Origin of the sequence: Streptomyces sp. NPDC015345 (genome assembly GCF_043078805.1) — a bacterium.
Lineage (GTDB): Bacteria > Actinomycetota > Actinomycetes > Streptomycetales > Streptomycetaceae > Streptomyces.
Genome location: NZ_JBIBTX010000007.1, coordinates 246786 through 268943 on the forward strand (window position 1 = coordinate 246786; position 22158 = coordinate 268943).

Annotated in this window: 20 protein-coding genes; 15 read left to right on the forward strand and 5 right to left on the reverse strand. The window is 73.5% G+C overall.

The genetic code is table 11. The features are described from left to right. Window positions 1-57 precede the first annotated feature (57 nt). The 3 genes from ACF062_RS28110 to ACF062_RS28120 all read left to right on the forward strand — a co-directional run bounded on the left by ACF062_RS28110 (window position 58) and on the right by ACF062_RS28120 (window position 2469). Complete coding sequence (locus ACF062_RS28110) at window positions 58-1047, forward strand: hypothetical protein (RefSeq protein ID WP_392142375.1); 990 nt, start codon at window positions 58-60, stop codon at window positions 1045-1047. Between the two features lie 92 nt (window positions 1048-1139). Beyond that, window positions 1140-1715 carry a helix-turn-helix domain-containing protein gene (locus ACF062_RS28115; RefSeq protein ID WP_223773654.1) on the forward strand — a complete coding sequence of 192 codons (576 nt, stop codon included), beginning with the start codon at window positions 1140-1142 and terminating at the stop codon, window positions 1713-1715. A gap of 1 nt (window position 1716) precedes the next feature. Next, a complete protein-coding gene (locus ACF062_RS28120) occupies window positions 1717-2469 on the forward strand; it encodes a helical backbone metal receptor (RefSeq protein ID WP_392142377.1) in 753 nt (250 codons plus the stop codon). On the opposite strand, the gene ACF062_RS28125 is transcribed toward ACF062_RS28120, so the two are convergent. Continuing rightward, window positions 2396-3562: a TDT family transporter gene (locus tag ACF062_RS28125; RefSeq protein ID WP_392142379.1), complete on the reverse strand. Its 1167-nt coding sequence runs from the start codon at window positions 3560-3562 to the stop codon at window positions 2396-2398. The two genes, ACF062_RS28120 and ACF062_RS28125, sit on opposite strands and share 74 nt — an antisense overlap. A gap of 71 nt (window positions 3563-3633) precedes the next feature. Between ACF062_RS28125 and ACF062_RS28130 the strand changes: the two genes are divergently transcribed. The 3 genes from ACF062_RS28130 to ACF062_RS28140 all read left to right on the forward strand — a co-directional run bounded on the left by ACF062_RS28130 (window position 3634) and on the right by ACF062_RS28140 (window position 6233). Next, window positions 3634-4614, forward strand: a complete 981-nt coding sequence (locus ACF062_RS28130; protein WP_392142380.1) for a LysR family transcriptional regulator — start codon at window positions 3634-3636, stop codon at window positions 4612-4614. Window positions 4615-4707: 93 nt separating this feature from the next. Beyond that, the gene (locus ACF062_RS28135; RefSeq protein ID WP_392142382.1) at window positions 4708-5223 is read left to right on the forward strand and encodes a DNA-binding protein; all 516 of its coding nucleotides are present in this window, start codon (window positions 4708-4710) and stop codon (window positions 5221-5223) included. A gap of 41 nt (window positions 5224-5264) precedes the next feature. Further along, the gene (locus ACF062_RS28140) at window positions 5265-6233 is read left to right on the forward strand and encodes a phosphotransferase family protein (RefSeq protein ID WP_392142384.1); all 969 of its coding nucleotides are present in this window, start codon (window positions 5265-5267) and stop codon (window positions 6231-6233) included. On the opposite strand, the gene ACF062_RS28145 is transcribed toward ACF062_RS28140, so the two are convergent. From ACF062_RS28145 to ACF062_RS28155, 3 genes are all read right to left on the reverse strand, one after another. Further along, window positions 6202-6918: a gamma-glutamyl-gamma-aminobutyrate hydrolase family protein gene (locus ACF062_RS28145; RefSeq protein WP_392142386.1), complete on the reverse strand. Its 717-nt coding sequence runs from the start codon at window positions 6916-6918 to the stop codon at window positions 6202-6204. The genes ACF062_RS28140 and ACF062_RS28145 overlap by 32 nt on opposite strands. A gap of 5 nt (window positions 6919-6923) precedes the next feature. After that, window positions 6924-8369, reverse strand: a complete 1446-nt coding sequence (gene eat / locus ACF062_RS28150) for an ethanolamine permease (protein WP_392142388.1) — start codon at window positions 8367-8369, stop codon at window positions 6924-6926. Window positions 8370-8506: 137 nt separating this feature from the next. Continuing rightward, a complete protein-coding gene (locus ACF062_RS28155) occupies window positions 8507-9247 on the reverse strand; it encodes a FadR/GntR family transcriptional regulator (protein ID WP_392142690.1) in 741 nt (246 codons plus the stop codon). A 120-nt stretch (window positions 9248-9367) separates the two neighbouring features. Here ACF062_RS28155 and ACF062_RS28160 point away from each other — a divergent pair, with 120 nt between their 5' ends. The 6 genes from ACF062_RS28160 to ACF062_RS28185 all read left to right on the forward strand — a co-directional run bounded on the left by ACF062_RS28160 (window position 9368) and on the right by ACF062_RS28185 (window position 16655). Then, entirely contained in the window at window positions 9368-10738 is a 1371-nt protein-coding gene (locus tag ACF062_RS28160) for a glutamine synthetase family protein (RefSeq protein ID WP_392142390.1), read from the forward strand. Window positions 10739-10745: 7 nt separating this feature from the next. After that, window positions 10746-12122: an aldehyde dehydrogenase family protein gene (locus ACF062_RS28165; protein ID WP_392142392.1), complete on the forward strand. Its 1377-nt coding sequence runs from the start codon at window positions 10746-10748 to the stop codon at window positions 12120-12122. After that, window positions 12119-12901 (forward strand): 3-oxoacyl-ACP reductase, encoded by a 783-nt coding sequence (locus ACF062_RS28170; protein ID WP_223773644.1) that lies wholly within the window; start codon window positions 12119-12121, stop codon window positions 12899-12901. The genes ACF062_RS28165 and ACF062_RS28170 overlap by 4 nt, the downstream gene beginning before the upstream one ends. A gap of 100 nt (window positions 12902-13001) precedes the next feature. Further along, complete coding sequence (locus ACF062_RS28175) at window positions 13002-14321, forward strand: haloacid dehalogenase-like hydrolase (RefSeq protein WP_392142394.1); 1320 nt, start codon at window positions 13002-13004, stop codon at window positions 14319-14321. A gap of 50 nt (window positions 14322-14371) precedes the next feature. After that, on the forward strand, window positions 14372-15670 hold the full coding sequence (locus ACF062_RS28180) for a haloacid dehalogenase-like hydrolase (protein ID WP_392142396.1): 1299 nt from the start codon (window positions 14372-14374) through the stop codon (window positions 15668-15670). A 28-nt stretch (window positions 15671-15698) separates the two neighbouring features. After that, a complete protein-coding gene (locus ACF062_RS28185; RefSeq protein ID WP_392142398.1) occupies window positions 15699-16655 on the forward strand; it encodes a DUF2510 domain-containing protein in 957 nt (318 codons plus the stop codon). A 13-nt stretch (window positions 16656-16668) separates the two neighbouring features. Here ACF062_RS28185 and ACF062_RS28190 read toward each other — a convergent pair whose 3' ends face one another. After that, window positions 16669-17883 carry an amino acid deaminase/aldolase gene (locus tag ACF062_RS28190; RefSeq protein ID WP_392142400.1) on the reverse strand — a complete coding sequence of 405 codons (1215 nt, stop codon included), beginning with the start codon at window positions 17881-17883 and terminating at the stop codon, window positions 16669-16671. Between the two features lie 171 nt (window positions 17884-18054). Between ACF062_RS28190 and ACF062_RS28195 the strand changes: the two genes are divergently transcribed. Genes ACF062_RS28195 through ACF062_RS28205 form a run of 3 tightly spaced genes read left to right on the forward strand, consistent with a single transcriptional unit; the run spans window position 18055 to window position 22140 of the window. Continuing rightward, entirely contained in the window at window positions 18055-20166 is a 2112-nt protein-coding gene (locus ACF062_RS28195; protein WP_392142402.1) for a hypothetical protein, read from the forward strand. Next, on the forward strand, window positions 20166-21359 hold the full coding sequence (gene mycP / locus ACF062_RS28200) for a type VII secretion-associated serine protease mycosin (RefSeq protein WP_392142403.1): 1194 nt from the start codon (window positions 20166-20168) through the stop codon (window positions 21357-21359). The genes ACF062_RS28195 and mycP overlap by 1 nt, the downstream gene beginning before the upstream one ends. Before the next feature lie 46 nt (window positions 21360-21405). Continuing rightward, entirely contained in the window at window positions 21406-22140 is a 735-nt protein-coding gene (locus ACF062_RS28205; RefSeq protein ID WP_392142405.1) for an SseB family protein, read from the forward strand. The last annotated feature ends 18 nt before the right edge of the window (window positions 22141-22158 follow it).

The window sequence follows — 22158 nt, forward strand, 5'->3', positions numbered from 1 at the left end:
AACCTCGACTGGGCCCCGCCCCCCTTTTTTCGAACACCTGAACGTGAGATCCCGCCCGTGACCGCAAGGCAGCCGAGAACGGCGCTCTTCACCGTCGCCGCCGTCCTCGCCCTGGCCGCCGCCCTGCTCCTCGCGCAGCTGGCCCGCGCCGACGCCGCCCCCGCCTCCGCGGGCACCGCGCGCCTGGCCGCGCTCGCCGAGGACGTCACCGCCGCCGACGGCCACCGCTACGACGCGCGGGACCACACCGGCCGCACCATGGACGCCGCGCAGATCGAACAGGCCCAGGACGGCACCTACCTCGCCGTCTACCACACGCTGCTCGCCGACGGCCGCTTCCACGCCGCCGTCGCCACCTCCACCGACCTGCGGCACTGGCAGCGCCGCCACGACTTCGGGCCCGGCACCCACCAGGCCTCCCTCGCGCACGACGGCCGCGGCGGCTATGTCCTCGCGTACGAGAAGGACCCGCGCAACCACATCGCGGTACGCGCGTACGCCGGTCCGGCGGCGCTGCTCGACGGCCGCGCCGGCCGGGCCTTCGACGCGCCCCTCACCCTCTCCCGCTGCGCCGAGGGCACCCCGAGCATCACCGCCGTGCGCGGCGCGACCATCCGGCTCACCGGGCACTACCGCGCGGGCTGCGACACCGACCGCCAGCTGCGCGCCACCCTCACCGGCTTCCGGCACTGGCACGCCGAGCCCGACCGGAGGCTCGACCGCGCCGTGCGGACCTGGGGCAACGGCGGCAACATCGGTGACCGGGCGCCCGTGGAGCTCGGCGGGCAGCGCGTGGTGCTCGTCGAGGGACAGGGGCGGCGGGGCGACTTCGGCAGCTGGGGCACTTACGCGTACGACCCCACCAGCGGCCGGGCGGACCGCCTCCACATCCGTACGCACGGCGGCAGCCGCGCCTTCGCCAACCCCTCCGCGACCCTCCTGACCGATCCGCGGGGCCGCCCCGCCCTGCTCGTCAGCCTCTTCGTCCCGAGTGAGGGTTCCGCCCCCGGCGAGGCCGGGCAGCTGCTGTACTGGCACAGGCTGTAGCAACGGGGCGGAACCGTTTGGCGAACATGCGTAGGGTGCAGAAAACCCGTCAGGGTTGAGAGTGGACCGACGCGCTGAAGGGAGCCGAGGCGATGGACGAGCACAAGGAGACCCTCCGGGTGGGCTCGGCCGTGCGGCGGCGCCGCCGCCGGCTGGAGCTCACCCTCGCCGTCGTCGCCGAGCGCAGCGGCCTGTCGGTGCCCTTCCTCAGCCAGATCGAGAACGAACGCGCCCGGCCCAGCAGACGCTCCCTGCAGCGCGTCGCGGACGCGCTGCGCACCACCGACGTGGAACTGCTCGCCGCCGCCGACCCGGCCCGCACCGTCGAGGTGGTGCGCGCCGGAGACGACACGGACCTCGCCGGTTCGACGCCCGACGCGCGCGTGCGGGAACTGGCGCGCGGCCACCATCAACTGCACGTCCTCGAATTCATCGGGGACCACGACGCGGGCCGCGAGTTCCAGCACCGCAACGACGAGTTGATGTACATCGTCGAGGGCGCCGTCGAGATGGAGGCCGAGGGCCGCGCCTACCGCCTCGGGCGCGGCGACAGCCTCTTCCTCACCGGCGGGGTCCGCCACCGCTGGCGGGCCACGGTGGCGGACACGCGGGTCCTTGTGGTCGCCGTGGGGGACCACATCGAGGCGGTGGACGACGGAGGGCGCTGACATGCCGCGCGCCCGGACCGTGCCCAGGACCCCGCCGCGGGTCGTCTCCCTGGTGCCCTCGCTGACCGAGGCGGTCGCCGTGACCGTGCCGGGCGCGCTGGCCGGGGCCACCGACTGGTGCAGCCATCCGGGGGACCTCGACGTCACCAGGGTGGGTGGGACGAAGAACCCCGACGTGCCCCGGATCATCGCCCTCGCGCCCGACCTGGTGATCGCCAACGAGGAGGAGAACCGCGCCCCCGACCTGGCCGCGCTGCGGGCGGCGGGCATCGAGGTCCTCGTCACCGAGGTGCGCACGCTGGACCAGGCCTTCCGGGAGCTGAGCCGGGTCCTCGCCGCGTGCGGGTCGGCACAGCCGCGCTGGCTGGACGAGGCGCGGGCCGCGTGGTCGGACCCGCCCCGCCCGGCGCTCAGGCCGCGGGCGGCGATCCCGATCTGGCGGCGGCCGTGGATGGTGCTCGGCCGCGACACGTTCGCGGGGGACCTGCTCGCGCGCATGGGCGTCGACAACGCGTACGCCGCGCACGCCGAGCGCTACCCCCGCGTCCCCCTGGAAGACCTGCGCTCGGCCGGCCTGGACCTGGTGGTCCTGCCCGACGAGCCGTACCGCTTCACCCGCGACGACGGCCCCGAGGCGTTCCCGCCGGGTACGCCGGTGGCGCTGGTCAGCGGCCGACACCTCACCTGGTACGGGCCGTCGCTGACCGAGGCCCCGGCGGTGCTGGGCGCGGCGCTGCGAACAGCCTGCCGGTGACGGTGCCGCGCAAGGTGTGGGCCGACACCAGGGCCCAGGCGGCCACCAGGAAGGCGTAGAGGCCGGCCGCCAGCCAGTCGAAGGCCGCAAGGCCCGTGTGGGCGCCGAGGCCCTCGGCGCCCGTCACGCAGGTGCCGACCGGGAAGGTGAAGGCCCACCAGGTCATCGTGAAGCCCATGCCACCGCGCCGGGCGCGCCGCACCATGGCGGTCGCGAGCGCCAGCCACAGCAGCGCGAAGCCCATGACGGGTACGCCGTAGAGCACGGCGAAGGCGAGGAAACCCTGGTCGAGCGGGGCGGGCACGACACCGGGCGCGGCGTCCGCGAACTTGTTGGCGGCCGTCGTCGACTGGCCCAGCGGACCGAGCACCAGGAAGAGCGTGGGCGTGAGCGCCAGGGGCAGCGGGCCCGCGGTCACCAGGCGGGCGAAGATCACCGGCAGCATCACCAGGGTGGCGAGCAGACTCAGGCCGAACATCGCGCAGCAGGCGTACAGCATCGTCTGCTGCGCCTGGCCCGAGGGCAGGTGCGGCAGCAGCAGCGGGCCGACGGCCGCCGACACCATCGGGGCCACCACGGGCAGCAGCCACACGGGCGAGGCCTGGTCGGCGGTGATGCGGTGCCGGACCACCATCAGGTACGGGACGGCGACCGCGCCGGCGAGCCCTATCGCGGTGCCGGCGGTGAACAGCACGGCGCCGATCGCCACGGCTGCACCGGTGCCCGTCCAGTCCTCGCCCACGCTCAGCGTGCCGCCGCCGACCGCGAGCAGCGCCATCGACAGGCAGCCGTAGAAGGGCGCGACCGCCGGGTCGAGGAGGTGGGCGCGGGCCTGGTCGCGGTGGTGGATCCAGTGCGCGGCGCGAGCGGTGAGCAGCACGGCGAGCATCAGGAAGGAGAGCGCCCAGACGGCGGTGCAGGCGGTACGCAAACCTGTGACCTGGTACGGGAGTGTGGCACCGGCGTTGGCGACGACGGCGGTGCCCATGACGGACGCGTACCAGTTCGGGCCGAGGTGGCGGACCGTGGGGAGGCGGGTGCGGGGGGTAGGGGCGGCGGTGGCCAGGGGGGTGGGGTGGGCGGCGGTGACCATGGGTTCCACGGTCGTACGGGGGCGGGGCGGCCACCAGGGAGTACCTTCCTATGGGGGCATAAGCTGGACTTATGAGCCGCCGTCCCGCTTCCTCCGTTCCCTCGTCTTCGTCGTCCGTCCCGGCAGAGGCGTCGGTGCCGCTCGCGCACCGCGTGCCCGACCTCGGCGCGCTCCAGCTGCTGCTGGCCGTGGCCCGGCTCGGCAGCCTCGGGCGGGCCGCACGGGAGCTGGGCATCACCCAGCCCGCGGCGAGCAGCAGGGTCCGCGCCATGGAGCGGCAGCTGGGCGTCGCGCTCGTCGACCGGTCACCGCGCGGCTCGCGCCTCACGGACGCCGGGGCCCTCGTCACCGACTGGGCGGGGCGGATCGTGGAGGCGGCGGAGGCCTTCGACGCGGGGGCGCAGGCGCTGCGGGACCGGCGGGACTCGCGGCTGCGGGTCGCGGCGAGCATGACGATCGCCGAATATCTGCTGCCGGGCTGGCTGATCGCCCTGCGGACCCAGCGGCCCGACACGGCGGTCTCGCTGCTGGCAGGCAACTCCGCGGCCGTGGCGGCCCGACTGCTCACCGGCGAGGCGGACCTCGGCTTCGTCGAGGGGCTCACCGTGCCCGGCGGCCTCGACGGCGTGGTCATCGCCCATGACCGCCTGGTCGTCGTGACGGCACCGGGGCACCCTTGGGCGCGACGCGGGAAACCCCTCGGCGCGGCGGAGCTGGCCGCGACCCCGCTGATCCTGCGCGAGGAGGGGTCGGGCACCCGGCAGGTCCTCGACGCGGCGCTCGGCGGCCTCGCCCGCCCGCTGATCGAACTGTCCTCCACGACAGCGGTCAAGGCGTCGGCCGTCAGCGGCGCGGGCCCCTCGGTCCTGAGTGAACTCGCGGTGGGGGAGGAGCTGGCGGCGCGGCGCCTGGTGGAGATTCCGCTGGCGGAGGTACGGCTGCGCAGGGAGCTGCGGGCGGTCTGGCCGACGGGGCATCGCCCGGCGGGGCCGGGGCGGGATCTGCTGGCGCTGACTCGGGGCGGGTCGGGGGTCGGGGGCCGACGGAGCTGAGTGCGTCCGGATTCACGCCCCGAGCGAGCGCGCAAACAAACTGTTCACAATGAATAGTTGACTGCACGACGTGTGTTCACGCATGCTGCACGCATGTCGTCCCACTCTGAAAAGCCCCACCCCGAACAGTCCCGGCCCGAACAGCCGGGGTCCGAACAGCCCCGGCCCGCCGACCCCTTCACACCGCCCCACCCCGACCAGGCTCGCGCCCAGCGCGTGTACGCCTCGCTGACGCGCATCGCCGAGCGGCACGCGGCCGACGACGAGCAGCGTGAGCGCCAGATCCACCCCACCGTCATCGGGCCCCACGAAGCCGTGCGGCTCGTGTCGTTCCTGCTCAGCGGCGCCGCGAAGCCCGTCGCCGGCGAGCCGGCGGTGGACCACGCCGACATCACCGCGGCCCTCACGCTCCTGCCGCTGGTCAGAGGCGAATTGGACGAGCTGGAGACCGGCCTCCTCCAGATGGCCCGCGGTCGCGGCATGACCTGGCCGGACATCGCCTTCGGGCTCGGCCTCGGCACCCCGCAGGCGGCCCGGCAGCGGTATGAGCGGCTGGCGTCGCGGACGGCGGCCGGGGCGGAGCAGGGCGTGCCGCCCGCCCACGCGTAAATCCGTGGCGGCCGCTCCGCGTCCCGCCCACCATGGGGGACATGAACCCGACCGCGCCCCCGGCCACCGGCGTCCGCACGCCTTGGCGTCAACTCCCCGTGTACGTACGGGAAGGGGTGGAGGAGGCCCTCGGCGCGCCCGTGACCGAAGCGGTGACGCAGCACGGCGGGTTCTCGCCGGGTGTCGCCGCCCGGGTGCGGCTCGCCGACGGGCGGCGGGCCTTCGTGAAGGCCGTCAGCGCCGAGGCCAACCCCGGCAGCCCCGCCCTGCACCGCGCCGAGGCCAGGAACGCCGCCGCCTTGCCGGACTCCGTGCCCGCCCCCCGGCTCCTCGCCTCCTACGATGACGGGGCCTGGGTCGCGCTCGCCTTCGAGGACATCGACGGGCGCCAGCCCCGAGTGCCCTGGGACGCTGGCGAATTGAGGAGCGTACTGGACGCCGTGGACCGCCTCTCGCGGGTCCTGACGCCCGCGCCGGTCGACGCGCCGTCCGTCGTCGATGCGGTGGCGCGCCCCTTCCGCGGGTGGCAGCGGCTGGTCGAGAGCGGCGCGCAGGACGACGGCAGACTCGACCCGTGGGTCCGCCGCAACCTGCCCGCCCTCGCCGAACTCGCCGCCCCATGGCCCGAGTTCGCCGTCGGCGACACCCTCGCCCACGGTGACCTCCGCGCCGACAACATGCTGATCACGGCCGACGGAGGCCGGGTCGTCTTCGTCGACTGGCCGCATGCCCTGCGCGCCGCGCCCTGGTTCGACCTGCTCCTCATGCTGCCGTGCGTGCGGGCGCAGGGCGGCCCCGACCCCGAGGACGTGTTCAGCGCCCAACGGGTGGGCCGGGCGGCGGACCCCAGGGGTGTGACCGCGGTGCTGGCGGGCGTCGCCGGATTCTTCGTACGGGGGTCCCTTCAGCCGGATCCGCCCGGCCTGCCGACCCTGCGCGCCTTCCAGGCCGCCCAGGGCGCGGCCGCCGTCGACTGGCTCAGGAAGCGGCTCGGACCAGCGCTGCCATGACGCGGGTGTCCTCGCCCATCTCCGGGTGCCACTGCACACCCAACGCCCAGGAGGGGGTGGGCAGTTCGATGGCCTCGGGGGTGCCGTCCTCCGCGTACGCCGATACCGCGAGACCCTTGCCGAGGCGGTCCACGGCCTGGTGGTGGTAGGTCGGCACGTCCGTGGAGGCGTCCGGCACGATCGACTCGTACAGCGTGCCCGGCACCGGCTTCACGACGTGCGTGCCGAAGACGCCCGGTGCCACCGTGTGCCCGTCCATGTGCTGGACCAGCGTCCCGCCGAGCGCCACGTTCAGCAGCTGCATGCCCCGGCAGATGCCGAGCAGTGGTGTGCCCGACGCCAACGCGGCCTCGATGAGGGCGAGTTCCCAGGAGTCCCGCTCCCGCGCGGGCGGCCCCGTGTGCTCCTCCCGCTCCGTGCCGTACCGCACGGGCTCGACGTCGGGCCCACCCGAGATGACCACGCCGTCAAGACGGGCGACGACGGACGCCGCGTACGAAGGGTCGTCCGGCGGCAGCAGCGTGGCGATGCCGCCCGCCCGCTGCACCAGGCGCGGGTATCCGGCCGGCAGCAAGACCGAGGGCAGCTCCCACACGCGCCAGGTCGTCTTCTCCTCCAGGTAGGTACTGATACCGATCAGTGGCCTGCCGCTCACCGCGTTCTCCCTCACTGTGCTCCTGTCCATGGTCATCAGTCGCGTGCCAGCTCCGCCTCGGCGGCCGCCAGTGCCGCGAACTCCTCCTCCGGCGCGCGCGCCACCAGATGCTTGCGGCTGTACATCCCGAAGTACGCGATCGCGACCACGTACACCGCCAGCGCGATGAGCGCCGCCGTCACGTCCACCAGGAACGTCGCGACCAGCGCCGCACAGGCGAGGACCAGCGCGACCGACGACGTGAGGACACCGCCGGGAGTACGGTACGGCCGTTCCAGGCCCGGCTCGCGGCGGCGCAGCACGATGTGCGAGAGCGACATCAGGGCGTACGAGATGGTGGCGCCGAACACCGCGACGTTCAGCATGCGCGCCCCGTCCCCGGTCGCCGCGGCGAGCCCGAAGCCGATCGCGCCCGGGACGAGCAGGCCGAGGTAAGGGGCCTTGCGGCTGCTGGTGAGGGAGAGGAAGCGGGGGAGGTAGCCGGCGCGGGAGAGCGCGAAGAGCTGGCGCGATCCCGCGTAGATGAGCGAGAAGAAGGACGCGACGAGGCCGGCGAGGCCCGCGTAGTTGACGACGCGGCTGAGCGCCGTCGCCTCGCCGTCCGGTTGCAGGGCCTCCACCAGGGGGTTGCCCGCGTCCTGGAGCGCGTTCGCGCCGCGCGCGCCCGCCGAGGCGAAGAACGTGAGGAGCGCGAGTACGACCAGGATGGCCATCGACCAGCGGATCGCCCGCGGCAGCGTGCGCGCCGGGTCCTTGGTCTCCTCGGCCGCCAGCGGCACGCCCTCGACGCCGAGGAAGAACCACATGCCGAACGGGAACGCCGCCCAGATGCCCAACAGGCCCATCGGCAGCCAGGAGTTGGCGCCGAACGCGTCCGCCTCCACGGGGATGTCGTTCAGCTTCGACGCGTCGAAGTCCATGAACGCGCCGACCGCGAAGACCAGCAGCGCCGCCACCGCGATGCCGGTCACGACGAAGCTGAAGCGCAGCGCCTCGCCGACGCCCCACAGGTGGATGCCGATGAAGATGACGAAGCAGGCGAGGTAGACCGGCCAGCCCGAGGTGAGGCCGAACAGGCCGAGCGACTCGACGTAGTCGCCGATGAAGATGGAGATCGCCGCCGGGGCGAGGATGTACTCGATGAGGATGGCGGTTCCGGTGAGGAAGCCGCCCCACGGGCCGAGCGCGCGGCGCGCGAAGCCGTAGCCGCCGCCCGCGGTCGGCAGCACGGAGGAGAGTTCGGCGAGCGAGAAGACCATGCACGCGTACATCACGCCCATGAGGGCCATCGCTATGGCGAGGCCGCCGAAGCCGCCCTCGGCCAGGCCGAAGTTCCAGCCCGAGTAGTCGCCCGAGACGACGTACGCGACGCCGAGGCCGGTCAGGAGCAGCCAGCCCGCGCTGCCCCGGCGGAGCGTCCTGCGCTCCAGATAGTCGTCCGCCGGTTCGGCGGGACTCGGACTGCTGGACTCCACGGTCATGGCACGGCTCCTCTGTGGGGGCGGCACTGCGGGGCAGCGGCTTGGCGGCGGGGTGACTCAATGGAACGGATCCATACCTTTGCCGTGCCGGGGGTGAGAAAGCAAGACCCGTGCGTTACGCCGCGGTTAATCACGCCTCACGTCAGAAAGCCCCGCAGCAGCGCCGCCGTCCCCGCGCAGTGCTCCCGCATCATCTCCCGCGCCCCGTCCGCGTCCCCGTCGAGCACCGCCTCGACGAGCGCTGTGTGCTGGCGCTGCGAATGCTCCAGGTTCCGTACCAGCAGCGGGATGCAGTCCAGGAGGTCGTTCACCGTCGCGCGGACCGCCGCGTACTGCGCGGTCAGGGACGGTGAGCCGCACAGCTCGGCGAGGGTGAGGTGCAGCAGCGTGTCCCGGCGGCGGTACTCCGACAGGGGCGCGTCATGGGTGTGCGCGAGCGCCGCCCGCAGCCGGTCCGCCTGCTCCCCGGTGAGACCGTGCGCCGCGCAGAGCCCGGCCGCGCCCACCTCGAGGACCTCGCGGAAACGCAGCGCGTCCTCCACGTCGACGTCCTTGATGCGGCGCCGCAGCTCGTCCTCGCCCGGCGCCTCGGGGCGCGGGCGTACGAACGTACCGCCGTAGCGGCCGCGGCGCGACTCGACCAGGCCCTGGTCCGTCAGGACCTTCAGGACCTCGCGCAGCGTCACCCGGCTGATGCCGAGGCGGTCGGCCAACTCCCGCTCCGACGGCAGGCGTTCGCCGCCGGGCACCAGACCGAGGTGGACGACCTGGAGGATCTGCTCCAGGGCCTCCTCGAAGCCGTTGCCCGCCCGCACCGGACGCAGCACCGGAGTAAGCCGGTCGTCGTCGAGTGCGGCGGGCCACCCGCCCTGTGTCATGCCCTCTTCCGGGCCCTCGCCCGTGCCCTCTTCCGAGTGCGACATGTCCGTACCCCCTTCCCAAGCAAAGGTTCTCCGCAATACCTTATGGCTCCCGGCTGACCCAAGGAGGCTTTTCCCGTGGCAGACCGCACACCCCCGCTCGCCGTCCAGGAGCTGACGGCCCTGGTCGCGAGCGGCGAGATCGACACTGTCGTCCTGGCCTTCCCCGATATGCAGGGGCGGCTCCAGGGCAAGCGGTTCGCCGCCCGCTTCTTCCTCGACGAGGTCCTCGAACACGGCACGGAGGGCTGCAACTACCTCCTCGCCGTCGACCCGGAGATGAACACCGTCGACGGATACGCGATGTCCTCCTGGGACCGCGGCTACGGCGACTTCGCCATGCACGCCGACCTCACCACCCTGCGCCGCGTCCCCTGGAACGAGGGCACCGCGATGCTGATCGCCGACCTCGCCTGGAGCGACGGCTCACCCGTGGTCGCGGCTCCCCGGCAGATCCTCCGCCGCCAGCTGGAGCGCCTCGCCGAGCTGGGCTACACCGCCCACGTCGGCACCGAGCTCGAATTCATCGTCTTCAAGGACACCTACGAGCAGGCCTGGGACGCCGGGTACAAGGACCTCACCCCGGCCAACCAGTACAACATCGACTACTCCGTCCTCGGCACCGGCCGCATCGAGCCGCTCCTGCGCCGCATCCGCAACGACATGACCACCGCCGGTCTGGTCGTCGAATCCGCCAAGGGCGAGTGCAACCCCGGCCAGCACGAGATCGTGTTCCGCTACGACGAGGCCCTCGTCACCTGCGACCAGCACGCCATCTACAAGACCGGCGCCAAGGAGATCGCGGCCCAGGAAGGCGTCTCGCTCACCTTCATGGCCAAGTTCAACGAGCGCGAGGGCAACTCCTGCCACATCCACCTCTCGCTCCAGGACGCCGACGGCGACAACGCCATGCGGGGCTCCCAGGACGACCCGGGCGGCATGTCGCCCCTCATGCGGCACTTCCTCGCCGGACAGCTCGCCGCGCTGCGCGAGTTCTCCCTGCTCTACGCGCCCCACATCAACTCCTACAAGCGGTTCGTGCCCGGCTCCTTCGCGCCGACCGCCGCCGCGTGGGGCTACGACAACCGCACCTGCGCCCTGCGCGTCGTCGGCCACGGCCGCTCCCTGCGCTTCGAGAACCGGCTGCCCGGCGGCGACGTCAACCCGTACCTCGCCGTCGCGGGCCTGGTCGCCGCCGGCCTGTACGGCATAGAGCAGAAGCTCGAACTGCCGGACGAGTGCACCGGCAACGCCTACACCGGCGACTACGAGCACGTCCCCACCACCCTGCGCGAGGCCGCCGAGCTGTGGGAGAACAGCGCCATCGCCAAGGCCGCCTTCGGTGACGAGGTGGTCGCGCACTACCGCAACATGGCGCGGGTCGAGCTGGACGCCTTCGACTCCGCGGTGACCGACTGGGAGCTCCGCCGCTCCTTCGAACGCATGTGAGGCACCCTTGCTTGAGGTCCTGAAACTCGACGTACTGAACCCGGCGACCGAAGAGGTCGTCGCGACCGTCCCCGCCGCCACCCCGCAGGACGTCGACGCCGCCGTCGCCCGTGCCGCGCGGGCGCAGGAACAGTGGGCGGCCACCGCCCCCGCCGACCGGGCCCGGCTGCTGCGCCGCTTCGCCGCCCAGGTCGACGACCACCTCGAAGAGCTGGCCCAGCTGGAGGTCCGCGAGGCCGGTCACCTCATCGGCAACGCCCGCTGGGAGGCGGGCAACGTCCGCGACCTGCTCGACTTCTCCGCCGGGGGAGTCGAACGGCTGAGCGGCCGGCAGATCCCCGTACCCGGCGGCCTGAACGTCACCCTCCTGGAACCCCTCGGGGTCGTCGGCGTCATCGCCCCCTGGAACTTCCCGATGCCGATCGCCGCCTGGGGCACGGCGCCCGCCCTCGCCGCGGGCAACGCGGTGATCCTCAAGCCGGCCGAGACGACACCGCTCACCGCGCTGCGCCTCGCCGAACTCGCCCTGGCGGCGGGCCTGCCCGAAGGCCTCTTCCAGGTCCTGCCCGGGGAGGGCACCGTCGCGGGCAGCGCGCTCGTCGAGCACCCCGGCGTCGCCAAGATCGTGTTCACCGGCTCCACCCGCGTCGGCAAGCGGATCATGGCCACCTGCGCCGACCGGGTGAAGCGGCTGACCCTCGAACTCGGCGGCAAGAGCCCCAACATCGTCTTCGCCGACGCCGACGTGGAGGCGGCCGCCCTCGCCACCCCCATGTCGTACCTGGACAACTCGGGCCAGGACTGCTGCGCCCGCACGCGCGTCCTCGTACAGCGTTCGGTGTACGACCGCTTCCTGGAGATCGTGGCGCCCGCGATCGAGTCCGTCGTCGTGGGCGACCCGGCCGACGAGAAGACCCAGATGGGTCCGCTGATCTCCAGGGCCCAGCTGGACCGCGTCCGCTCCTTCGTCACCCCCGGCGACGGCATCCACGGGACGGCCCCCGAAGGTCCCGGCTTCTGGTTCCCGCCGACGCTGCTCACCGATGTCGACCCGGCCGCCCCGGTGGCCGCCGAGGAGGTCTTCGGCCCCGTCGCCGTCGTCATCCCCTTCGAGGACGAGGCCGACGCGGTGCGGCTCGCCAACGCCACCGAGTACGGCCTGTCCGGCTCGATCTGGACCCGCGACGTGGGCCGCGCCCTACGCGTCTCCCAGGCGGTCAGGGCCGGGAACCTCTCCGTCAACTCGCACTCCAGCGTCCGCTACTGGACCCCCTTCGGCGGCTACAAACAGTCCGGACTCGGCCGCGAACTCGGCCCCGACGCCCTGCACGCCTTCACGGAAACCAAGAACGTCTTCATCAGCACGGAAGGTCCCGCACAGTGACTGAGCAGAACATCTGCCGCCGCCTCGTCGGCCGCACCGCCGTCATCACCGGCGCCGGCAGCGGCATCGGCCTCGCCACCGCGCGCCGCCTCGCCTCCGAGGGTGCCAACGTCGTCTGCGGCGACATCGACGAGCGGGCGGGCAAGCAGGCCGCCGAAGAGGTCGGCGGGACCTTCGTGAAGGTCGACGTCACCGATGCCGAGGAGGTCGAGGCGCTCTTCAAGACGGCCTTCGACACCTACGGCTCCGTCGACATCGCCTTCAACAACGCGGGCATCTCGCCGCCCGACGACGACTCCATCCTGGACACCGGCCTGGAGGCCTGGAAGCGCGTCCAGGAGGTCAACCTCACCTCCGTCTACCTCTGCTGCAAGGCCGCCATCCCCTACATGCGCCGCCAGGGCAAGGGCTCGATCATCAACACCGCCTCGTTCGTGGCCCGGATGGGCGCCGCGACCTCGCAGATCTCCTACACCGCGTCCAAGGGTGGCGTCCTCGCCATGTCCCGCGAGCTGGGCGTCCAGTTCGCCCGAGAGGGCATCCGCGTCAACGCGCTCTGCCCCGGCCCGGTCAACACCCCACTCCTCCAGGAACTGTTCGCCAAGGACCCCGAGCGCGCCGCCCGCCGCCTCGTGCACATCCCCGTCGGCCGCTTCGCCGAGGCCGACGAGATGGCCGCCGCGGTGGCGTTCCTCGCCAGCGACGACTCCTCCTTCGTGAACGCGACGGACTTCCTCGTCGACGGCGGCATCTCCGGCGCGTACGTCACCCCGGTGTAGCCCCCGGCCGCAGCCCCCGCAGTTCACCCAGCGGCCACCCACAGGTCAGCCGGGCGTCGCGCGACACCCGGCTGACCTGCGTAAACACGGGAGTGTGTTCGTGAACTTCAAGCGCCGCGCCGTCGCGGCCGCAGCCGTACTCGCCGTCGCCTCAGCCGGTCTCGCCGCCGTCCAGGCCACCGCCGAAGCCACCCAGCCCGAACCCCACGCGCGGCCCGCGGCCTGCCCCGGCCTGACCGTCTCGCGGGGCTGGTACGGCGAGAACGAGGCGCGTCTCCAGCGCATGATCGACACGTACGGCCACTGCGGCCCCCGGAGCGAGCAGGGCGGCGCCCGGCCCGTCGCCGTCTTCGACTGGGACAACACCGTCATCAAGAACGACGTCGGTGACGCCACCCTGTTCTGGCTGCTGCGCCACGGCAAGATACGTACGCCCCGGAACGACGACTGGCACACCACCAGCCGCTACCTCACCGACACGGCCGCGAAGTCCCTGGCCAAGGCCTGCCCGGCCACCGGCACCACCCTGCCCACGCACCGCGACACCGCCCGGGGCGCCGCCTGCGCCGACGAGATCCTCTCCGTCTACGGCGAAGGCACCACGACCGGCGGCAAGGCGGCCTTCGACGGCTTCGACCACCGCCGCATGGAGCCGCAGTACGCCTGGCTCGCCCAGCTCACCCACGGCTGGTCCACCCCCCAGGTCAAGCGGTTCGCGGCCGCCGCACGCGCGGAGAACCTCGCCGCGCCCATCGGCACGCGGCAGCGGGTCGGCACCGGCGAGGTCACCGGCTGGGTCCGCTACTACGACCAGCAGCGCGACCTCATCCGCACCCTGAAGAAGGCCGGCTTCGACGTGTACGTCGTCTCCGCGTCCCCCGAGCCGGTCGCCGAGGTCTGGTCCGAGAGCGTCGGCGTCGACCGCCGCCACACCATCGGCATCCGCAACGTCACCGCGCACGGCCGGCACACCGCCCACCTCAAGGGCTGCGGCACCGTCGAGGACGGCGACGACTCGATGATCACGTACATCGACGGGAAGCGCTGCTGGATCAACCAGGAGATCTACGGCGTGCGCGGCGCCGCCGCCGAGAAGGTCCGACCGGCGGCGAAGCGGCAGGTGTTCGCCGCGGGCGACTCCGACACCGACATCTCCTTCCTGCGCGACGCCACCGCCCTGCGGCTCGTCCTGAACCGCAACAAGAACGAAGTGATGTGCCGCGCGTACGACAACGGCGACCGCCGCTGGCTGATCAACCCCATGTTCATCGAGCCCAAGGGCGAGAAGACCGGCCCGTACCCGTGCGCCACCACCGGTTACACCGAACGGAACGGCGACGCGGGCCCGGTGCGCCGCGCCGACGGCTCCGTGATCCCCGACCAGCGGGACACGGTCCACGCGCCCACGCGAACTCCCTGATCCCCGCCAGGCGTCGTCAGACCCGCAGAAAGAATGTACGGTCCACTCACATGCGTAACAGAAACACTTTGGCGCTGACCCTGGCCGCTGCCGCCACCCTGGCGGCCGTACCGGTGGCTCTCCCCGCGACCGCCGCCACGGCCGCCGACTCTCCCGCTGCCGCCGCGCGTTGCCCGCAGCTGTCGAAGAAGCTCGCCTGGCACGGCGACAACCGCGCCAAGCTCCAGCGGATGATCGACGAGCGCGGCCGCTGCTCCCACCCGCACCTGGGCCACGGCGAGAAGCGTCCGGTCGCCGCCTTCGACTGGGACAACACGGTCGCCAAGAACGACGTCACCGACGCGACCATCGCCTGGTCCCTGCGGCACGACAAGATCCTGCGCCCCAAGAGCTGGAAGTCCACCAGCAAGTGGATGACGGACGAGGCGGACCGCGCCCTCACCGAGGCCTGCGGCACCGACGTGCCCGTCGGCAAGCCCCTGCCGACCTCCGAGAACACCGCCTGCGCGGACGAGATCTTCGAGGTCCGCGAGGACGGCAAGACCATGAGCGGCGCCGCCGCCTTCGCGGGCGAGTGGGACCACCGCCACACCGTCCCGCAGTACGCCTGGGTGCCGCAGCTCTTCGCCGGGCACACCGTGCCCGAACTGGAGTCGTACGCCGCGAAGGCCCGCAAGGAGGCGCTCGCCGCCCCCGTCGGCGCCACCCAGACCGTCGGCACCCACGAACTCCCCGGCTACGTCCGCTACTACGACCAGCAGCGCGACCTGATCCGCACCCTGAAGAAGGCCGGGTTCGACGTCTACATCGTCTCGGCGGGCTCCGAGCCGGTCGCCGAGGTGTGGTCCAAGAGCGTCGGCATCGACCGCGCGCACACCATCGCCATCCGCTCCGTCCTGGACCGCGAGGGCCGCATCACCACCTGGAACCAGGGCTGCGGCGGTGTCCCCGTCAACAAGGGCGAGGCCATCCCGTACATCGACGGGAAGCGCTGCTTCATCAACCAGGAGATCTTCAAGATCAAGGGCAGGTCGGCCTGGGAGAAGCAGGACTGGGACCACCGCATCGCGCTCGGCGGCGGTGACGCCGACACGGACGTGACGTTCGTCGGCGACGCCACCGGCGCGCACCTCGTGCTGAACCGCAACAAGAGCGAGTTCATGTGCCGCGCGTACGACAACGCCGACGGCCGCTGGGTCGTGAACCCGATGTTCATCGAGCCGATGCCGCAGAAGAGCGGCACGTACCCGTGCTCGACCGCCGCGTACAACGAACACGACGGCCGCAAGGGTCCGGTGCTCCACGACGACGGCTCGGTCGTGTCCGACCAGCGGGATTCGGTGTACTGACCCGCGGGCCACGTCCTAGAGTGCCGGGATGAGCATGACACCTCCGCCCGGCTGGTACCCCGACCCGAACCAGCCCGCCGTCGAGCGCTGGTGGGACGGGACCGCCTGGACCGAGCACCGGCGCACCCCCGGGAACGCCCAAGTGGCCCCGGCGCCGCAGGGCTTCGGCCCGGCACCGGACCCGGCGGCGACCGCGGTCATCGCGCCGGCGTCCTCGTCCGGCGGCGGCCGAGCGAAGATCATCGCGCTCGCCGCCGCCGGAGCCGTCCTCGTCGCGTCGATCGTCACGGGTGTCGTCGTGCTCGGCAAGGACGACGGCGAGCCGCGGGGCGGCGGCCCCGCGCCGAGCCGATCGGCCACCACCGCCCCGGAGCCGACCGCCACGAAGTCGACATCGGCATCCCCGACGGCCGACCCGAACGTCCTCGTCGACGACCTCAACGGCGTCACGATCCCCATCATCGACGGCTGGGAGAGGGCCGAGGGCGCCGTCCAGGACGTGCCGACCCTCCAGACACCGGACACCTTCGACTGCCCGGGCGACCCGGGCATGTGCCGCTACGGCGAGGTCACCTCGCACACCGTGACCTCCACCGACGAGACGTCCCCGAAGGCGCTGGCCAGAGGCGACATCAAGGACGCGACCGACAGCGTCTACGGCAAGGACGTCCTCGACAACGAGCACTACGGCGGCGTGACCGGCCACCAGAAGGTCAAGGAAGGCACGGTTGCCGTCGCGGGCCGCAGCGGCTACTACGTCCGCTGGAAGGTGCGGACCGGCAAGGGAGCCGGAGGACACGTGCAGTCCGTGGCCTTCAAGTCCAGCATCGGCTCCGAACCCATGGTCATCGTCCGCCTCTCCATCGACATCGCCGATGACGCGCCGCCCCTCAGCGACATGGACCGCATCGTCAAGGGCATCCGGTCGTCCGGGGACAGCGCCACGGGCGGTGGCGTCGGCGAGGACGTCGGCGCGACGCCGTAACGATCCGGCGGGGTCACAGGAAGGTGCGGCCCTCGCCCCGGTACGTCGGCACGGTCCCCGCCACCCGGTCACCCTCCACCAGGTGCAGCGCGTCGAACCGTTCGCACAGCTCACCGGCCTTGGCGTGCCGGAACCACACCTTGTCACCGATCCGCAGATCGTCCGCCGGGAGCCCGTGCAGCGGCGTCTGCACCTCGCCCGCGCCCTCCTGCGGGTCGTACCGCAGCCCCTCCGGGAGATACGGCACCGGTGAGCGGTCGGGGCCCGCGACCCCCGACGCCGGATAGCCGCCGCCCAGCACCGTCACGGTCCCGGGGCCGGGCCTGCGCACCACGGGCTGGGCGAAGAGCGCGGCCGGACGCCCGCTGAACGACGTGTAGTTGTCGAAGAGCCGCGGCACGAAAAGCCCCGAGCCGGCGGCGATCTCCGTCACCGCGCGCTCGGCCGCGGTGTGCTGCACGCTGCCCGTCCCGCCGCCGTTCACGAACTCCAGGTCCGGCGCGACCGCCCGCACGGCGGCGATCGTCCTCGCCCGGCGCTCCGCCAGCTCCTTGCGGGCCGCGGCCTGCATCAGCCGGATCGCCCGCGAGCGCGCCGCGTGCCCCTCGACCGCGTCGCCCACCCCCGCGACATGGCCTTCGTACGCCATGACGCCGACGAGACGGAAGCCGGGCCGCCGGGCGATGGCCCGGGCCAGGGCGGCCACCTGCGCGGGGGAGTGCAGCGGTGACCGCAGCGCGCCGATCCGCACCTTGCCGCCCAGCGGCCGGAAGGAGGTGTCCAACTCCAGGCAGACCCGCACCTCTTCCTTCCCGCCGCCCCTGGCCTCGTCGATCAGCCGCAGCTGCGCCGGGTCGTCGACCATCACGGTCACGGCCGCCGCGAGCTTGGGATCGGCGCTCAGCTCGGCGAAACCGGCGCGGTCGGCGGAAGGGTAGGCGAGCAGGACGTCGTCGAAGCCGGAGCGGGCGAGCCACAGCGACTCGGCGAGCGTGAAGGACATGACCCCGGCGAAGCCCTCGCGTGCCAGGACCCGCTCCAGCAGGGCCCGGCAGCGCACGGACTTGCTGGCGACGCGGATCGGCTTGCCCTTGGCCCGGCGTACGAGATCGTCGGCGTTGGCGTCGAAGGCCGCCAGGTCGACGATCGCGAGGGGCGCGTCGAGGTGTGCGGTGGCCCGGTCGTAACGGGCCCTGTCTGCGGCACGGTCTGCGGCACGGGCAGTCATGGCCGAAGCCTGCCAGACACGATTACCCGAGGGTAGGGGGATGATCCGGGCAGATCGCCCGGGGTCGTGGACTGGGTTCCCGCGCGCCCCGCGTCTGCCCGTAGAGTGACGCGCACGGAGCCTCGCCGGGCCGAGCGTTCCGGCAGCCGGAGCGCGAGGAGACGGGGGAGCATGGGCACGGAGGCGGGACGCACCCCGATTCCCCCGCGCCCCACCGTGCCACCCCGCCCCACGACCCCACCGGACGAGCCCCCTCCGCCCCCGTCCGCCCGCTTCCCCGACGTCCGCCCCCCGGTCGGCGACGACTGGCTCCTGACCGCCCCGCGCCCGCCGGCCGGGCGGCCGGATGCGGATGTGGCCGCGGGGTCGATCGGGATGGGCGTGGATGTCGCCGTGGGTGGCACGAGCGTGGGTGCCGTCGCGGTCGACGCCCGCGTGGACGTCGGTGTGGTTGGCACCAGCATGGACTCCGATGCGACCGCCACCGGCGTGAACGCCGACGCGGCCGACCCCGGCACCGACGCCGAGGCCCTCGACCGGGCGTCCCGCGTGGAAGACCTCCTGGCCCCGTTCACCGAGGCCGCCCGCAGCCGAGGCCTGGCGTCCTCGCGCCGGGGGGATGTGTCAGCTGCGGGGGGAGGTGCCTCGGCCGTACGGGGCGATGACGTGTCCGCTGTGCGGGGAGGTGCCTCGGTAGCGCCGGACCGCGACGCGTCCGCTGTGCGGGGCCGTGCCTCGGCCGTACGGGGCGATGACGTGTCCGCCGTGCGGGGAGGTGCCTCAGTAGCGCCGGACCGTGACGCGTCCGCTGTGCGGGGCCGTGTCTCGGCCGTACGGGGCGATGACGTGTCCGCCGTGCGGGGAGGTGCCCCAGTAGCGCCGGACCGCGACGCGTCCGCTGTGCGGGGCCGTGCCTCGGCCGTACGAGCCGACGACGCGTTCGCCGTGCGGGAAGGTGCCCCAGCCCTGCCCGACCGCGACGCGTCCGCCCCGCACGAAGACCCCCCAGCCCTACGGGACGACAACGCCGCCACCCCGAACTCGTCCGCCAGGCAGGCCGCCCCCGAGGCACCCCCCAAGCCGAGCGGCCGGGCCGCCGAGTCGGCCGCGGCGGAGGCGGCCGCCGGGGCGGTCACGGGCTCCGTCACCGGCGCGGCCCGCACCGCTCCCCGCGTCCCGGCCTCCGCCGGTAGCGACGCCCCGCCACCCCCGCCCCCCGCCTCCGCCCGGCTCCCCGACACCCCGCCCGCGGCCACGGGCTCCCCGCGTGTCCTCGACGTGGACGACGCGCCGGAGGGGACCGCCGGGGGCGTGGCCGCCGGCCCTCCGGCCCCGGACATGGCGCCCGAGCAGACCACCACCCGGCCGCGCCCCACCGCCGACGACGCGCCGCCGGTCAAGGGCACCGCCGCCCGCCGTGCCGTCGGAGCCGTCGACCTGACGCCGGGGCCCGGCGCCGGGCGGCCCTTCGTGTCCTTCGCGCGGCCCGCCCTGTACGACGACACCACCACCCGGACGCGCCCCGTCGGCGCCTGGACCCGACCCCGCGCGGCCGCCGCCGCGGCCTGTGCCGTCCTCGGGCTCGGCCTCATCGGCGGGGCGGTGACCGGCAGTTGGCTGACCGGCGAGTCATCGGCCACCGGCTCCACCCGCAGCGCGTACGCGGTCACCGGCGAGCTCTGGCACAGCGTCCCCGTCGACCGGCTCTTCCCGCCCACCCTCAAGGGCGAGGGCGCGGGTCCCGGCGGCGCCGACCGCTCCTGGACCAGGGTCGCCGTCGCCCCGGACAGCACCTGCGAGGCCGCCTTCGACCCACTGCTGAGCAAGGCCCTCGCGCCGGCCGGCTGCCTGCGGCTGCTCCGCGCCACGTACACCGACGCGACCCGCAGCCATGTCACCACCGTGGGACTGCTGTTCACCAAGGCGGATGCCGACGGCATGCGCGCCCTGCGGAACCGTTTCACGGAAGAGGGCCTGGACCGGCGCCCCGACCTGATGCCCCGCACATACCCGGCCAAGGACACCGTCGCCGAGGACTTCGGGGACGCCCAGCGCGCCTCCTGGACCGTGTCCGTGCTGCCGGACGCGCCCGTCGTCGCGTACGCCGTGTCCGGGTTCGCCGACGGCCGCGCCGTCACGGACCCCGAACCCGCCCCCGAGGCGATGGGCGGCAACACCGCCTCGGCGCCCGCGCAGTCCGGCCTCGGTCACGAGGCGAAGGGCATCGCCGACCGCGTCGAGCGAGGCCTGCGCAAGACCATCGCCCGAGCGGAGGAGGCCTGATGAGGCCCCGGGGGACCCGCCGCCCCCTCGCCGCCGCCGCCCTCGCCGCCACGCTGGCCCTCGCCCCCGCCACCACGGCACACGCCGACGACGGCATCCGCGCCCAGCAGTGGGCCCTGGACACCATGCGCACCGGCGAGGCCTGGCAGACCACCAAGGGCAGGGGCATCACCGTCGCCGTCCTCGACACCGGCATCGACGCCCAGCACCCGGACCTCGTCGGCAACGTCCTCGAGGGCAAGGACATGGTCGGCTTCGGCGCCCGCCGCGGCGACCGCCCCTGGGCCCGCCACGGCACGGCCATGGCCGGCATCATCGCGGGCCACGGACACGGCATCGGCCGCGGCGACGGCGTGCTCGGCATCGCGCCCGAGGCGAAGATCCTGCCGATCCGCGTGATCCTCGAAGACGGCGACCCCGCCCGCAAGAAGGCCCGCAACACCCGCGGCAACGCGCTCGCCGAAGGCATCCGCTGGGCCGCCGACCACGGCGCCGACGTCATCAACCTCTCCCTCGGCGACGACTCGAAGTCCGCCCACCCCGAACCCGCCGAGGACGCCGCGGTCCAGTACGCCCTGAAGAAGGGCGTCGCCGTCGTCGCCTCCGCGGGCAACGGCGGCGAGCGCGGCGACCACGTCTCCTACCCGGCCGCCTACCCCGGCGTCATCGCCGCGACGGCCGTCGACGAGAACGGCGCCCGCGCCCCCTTCTCCACCCGTCGCTGGTACGCCACCGTCGCCGCGCCCGGCGACGACATCGTCATCGCCGACCCCGACCGCAAGTACTACGAGGGCTGGGGCACCAGCGCCGCCTCCGCCTTCGTCTCCGGCGCCGTCGCCCTGATCCGCGCCGCCCACCCCCGCCTCACCCCCGCGCAGCTCAAGCAGCTCCTGGAGGACACCGCCCGCGACGCCCCGCCCGGCGGACGCGACGACTCCCGCGGCTTCGGCCTCATCGACCCGGTCGCCGCCCTCGACCGCGCGGGCAGGCTCAGGACGGACAAGCAGGCGGCGGCGGTGTACGGAGAGAAGTACTTCGGCCGGGGGCCCGACGCACGCCAGGGCGACGACGGGCCCGCCGGTTGGGCAGGCCCGGTGGCGGGCGGTCTCGGCGTGGCCCTGCTCGCCGCGGCGGTCTCGCTCTGGCGGGGCAGGCGCGTCCCGCCGGAAGGACGCGGCACGGGCCCTCTGTAGGGTCGACACCGTGGCGAACACGGCGAACACGGTGAGCATTGCGAGCATGGCGAACAAGAACATTCCGGACCCCGGCTTCTCCGACGACGACGGCACCGCCGACCCCCGGCTGGCCGCGGCGCTCACCGCCTGGTCACAGGACCGCACGGCCCACGGCCCCGTCCTGGAGGCCCTCGCCGGAGCCCGGCTCCTCGTCCCCGTCGTCGCCGTGCTCGGCGAGGTGGAGGTGGACGAGAAGGGGCTGCGCCGCGAGAAGACCAGCGACATGGCCGTCCCCACCCTGAAGGCCGGAGACCGCAAGGCGCTGCCCGCGTTCACCTCCATCGAGGCGCTCGCCCTGTGGGACCCGGCGGCCCGGCCCGTCGCCGTCCCCCTGCACCAGGCGCTCCAGGCCGCCGCCCACGAGCAGGCCGACACGATCGTCCTCGACCTCGCGGGACCCGTCCCCTACGAACTGGGCAGGACCGCGCTGATCGCCCTCGCCGAGGGCCGCGCCAGCGTCGACCCGCTCGCCGACCCCGCCGTCACCGGCGCGGTGCGCGCGGCCGTCGCCGCCGAGCCCGCCGTGCTCCGCGCCCACCTCGGCCCCGGCAGCTCCGACGGCACCCTCGCCCTGGTCCTCGACCCGTCCGCCGCCCCGGCCGAGGCCGCGCAGCGGGTGGCCCGCCGCATCGCCGCCGACGAAACGCTGAGGGCCCGCCTGGTGCACGGCCTCGACCTGGCACTCCTGCCGGCCGAGGCCACGCCACCGGGCGAGCCCCTCTACGTACGTACGGTGTGACCGCACGTACCTACGATG

Bases quoted from the DNA above. Each gene is read 5' to 3' on its own strand.
- ACF062_RS28125 (WP_392142379.1), bottom strand. From the start codon at position 3,562: ATGGTCACCGCCGCCCACCCCACCCCCCTGGCCACCGCCGCCCCTACC.
- mycP (WP_392142403.1), top strand. From the start codon at position 20,166: ATGAGGCCCCGGGGGACCCGCCGCCCCCTCGCCGCCGCCGCCCTCGCC.
- ACF062_RS28195 (WP_392142402.1), top strand. From the start codon at position 18,055: ATGGGCACGGAGGCGGGACGCACCCCGATTCCCCCGCGCCCCACCGTG.
- ACF062_RS28145 (WP_392142386.1), bottom strand. From the start codon at position 6,918: ATGGACAGGAGCACAGTGAGGGAGAACGCGGTGAGCGGCAGGCCACTG.
- ACF062_RS28135 (WP_392142382.1), top strand. From the start codon at position 4,708: ATGTCGTCCCACTCTGAAAAGCCCCACCCCGAACAGTCCCGGCCCGAA.
- ACF062_RS28140 (WP_392142384.1), top strand. From the start codon at position 5,265: ATGAACCCGACCGCGCCCCCGGCCACCGGCGTCCGCACGCCTTGGCGT.
- ACF062_RS28130 (WP_392142380.1), top strand. From the start codon at position 3,634: ATGAGCCGCCGTCCCGCTTCCTCCGTTCCCTCGTCTTCGTCGTCCGTC.
- ACF062_RS28120 (WP_392142377.1), top strand. From the start codon at position 1,717: ATGCCGCGCGCCCGGACCGTGCCCAGGACCCCGCCGCGGGTCGTCTCC.
- ACF062_RS28115 (WP_223773654.1), top strand. From the start codon at position 1,140: ATGGACGAGCACAAGGAGACCCTCCGGGTGGGCTCGGCCGTGCGGCGG.
- ACF062_RS28190 (WP_392142400.1), bottom strand. From the start codon at position 17,883: ATGACTGCCCGTGCCGCAGACCGTGCCGCAGACAGGGCCCGTTACGAC.
- ACF062_RS28185 (WP_392142398.1), top strand. From the start codon at position 15,699: ATGAGCATGACACCTCCGCCCGGCTGGTACCCCGACCCGAACCAGCCC.
- ACF062_RS28205 (WP_392142405.1), top strand. From the start codon at position 21,406: ATGGCGAACAAGAACATTCCGGACCCCGGCTTCTCCGACGACGACGGC.
- ACF062_RS28180 (WP_392142396.1), top strand. From the start codon at position 14,372: ATGCGTAACAGAAACACTTTGGCGCTGACCCTGGCCGCTGCCGCCACC.
- eat (WP_392142388.1), bottom strand. From the start codon at position 8,369: ATGACCGTGGAGTCCAGCAGTCCGAGTCCCGCCGAACCGGCGGACGAC.
- ACF062_RS28155 (WP_392142690.1), bottom strand. From the start codon at position 9,247: ATGACACAGGGCGGGTGGCCCGCCGCACTCGACGACGACCGGCTTACT.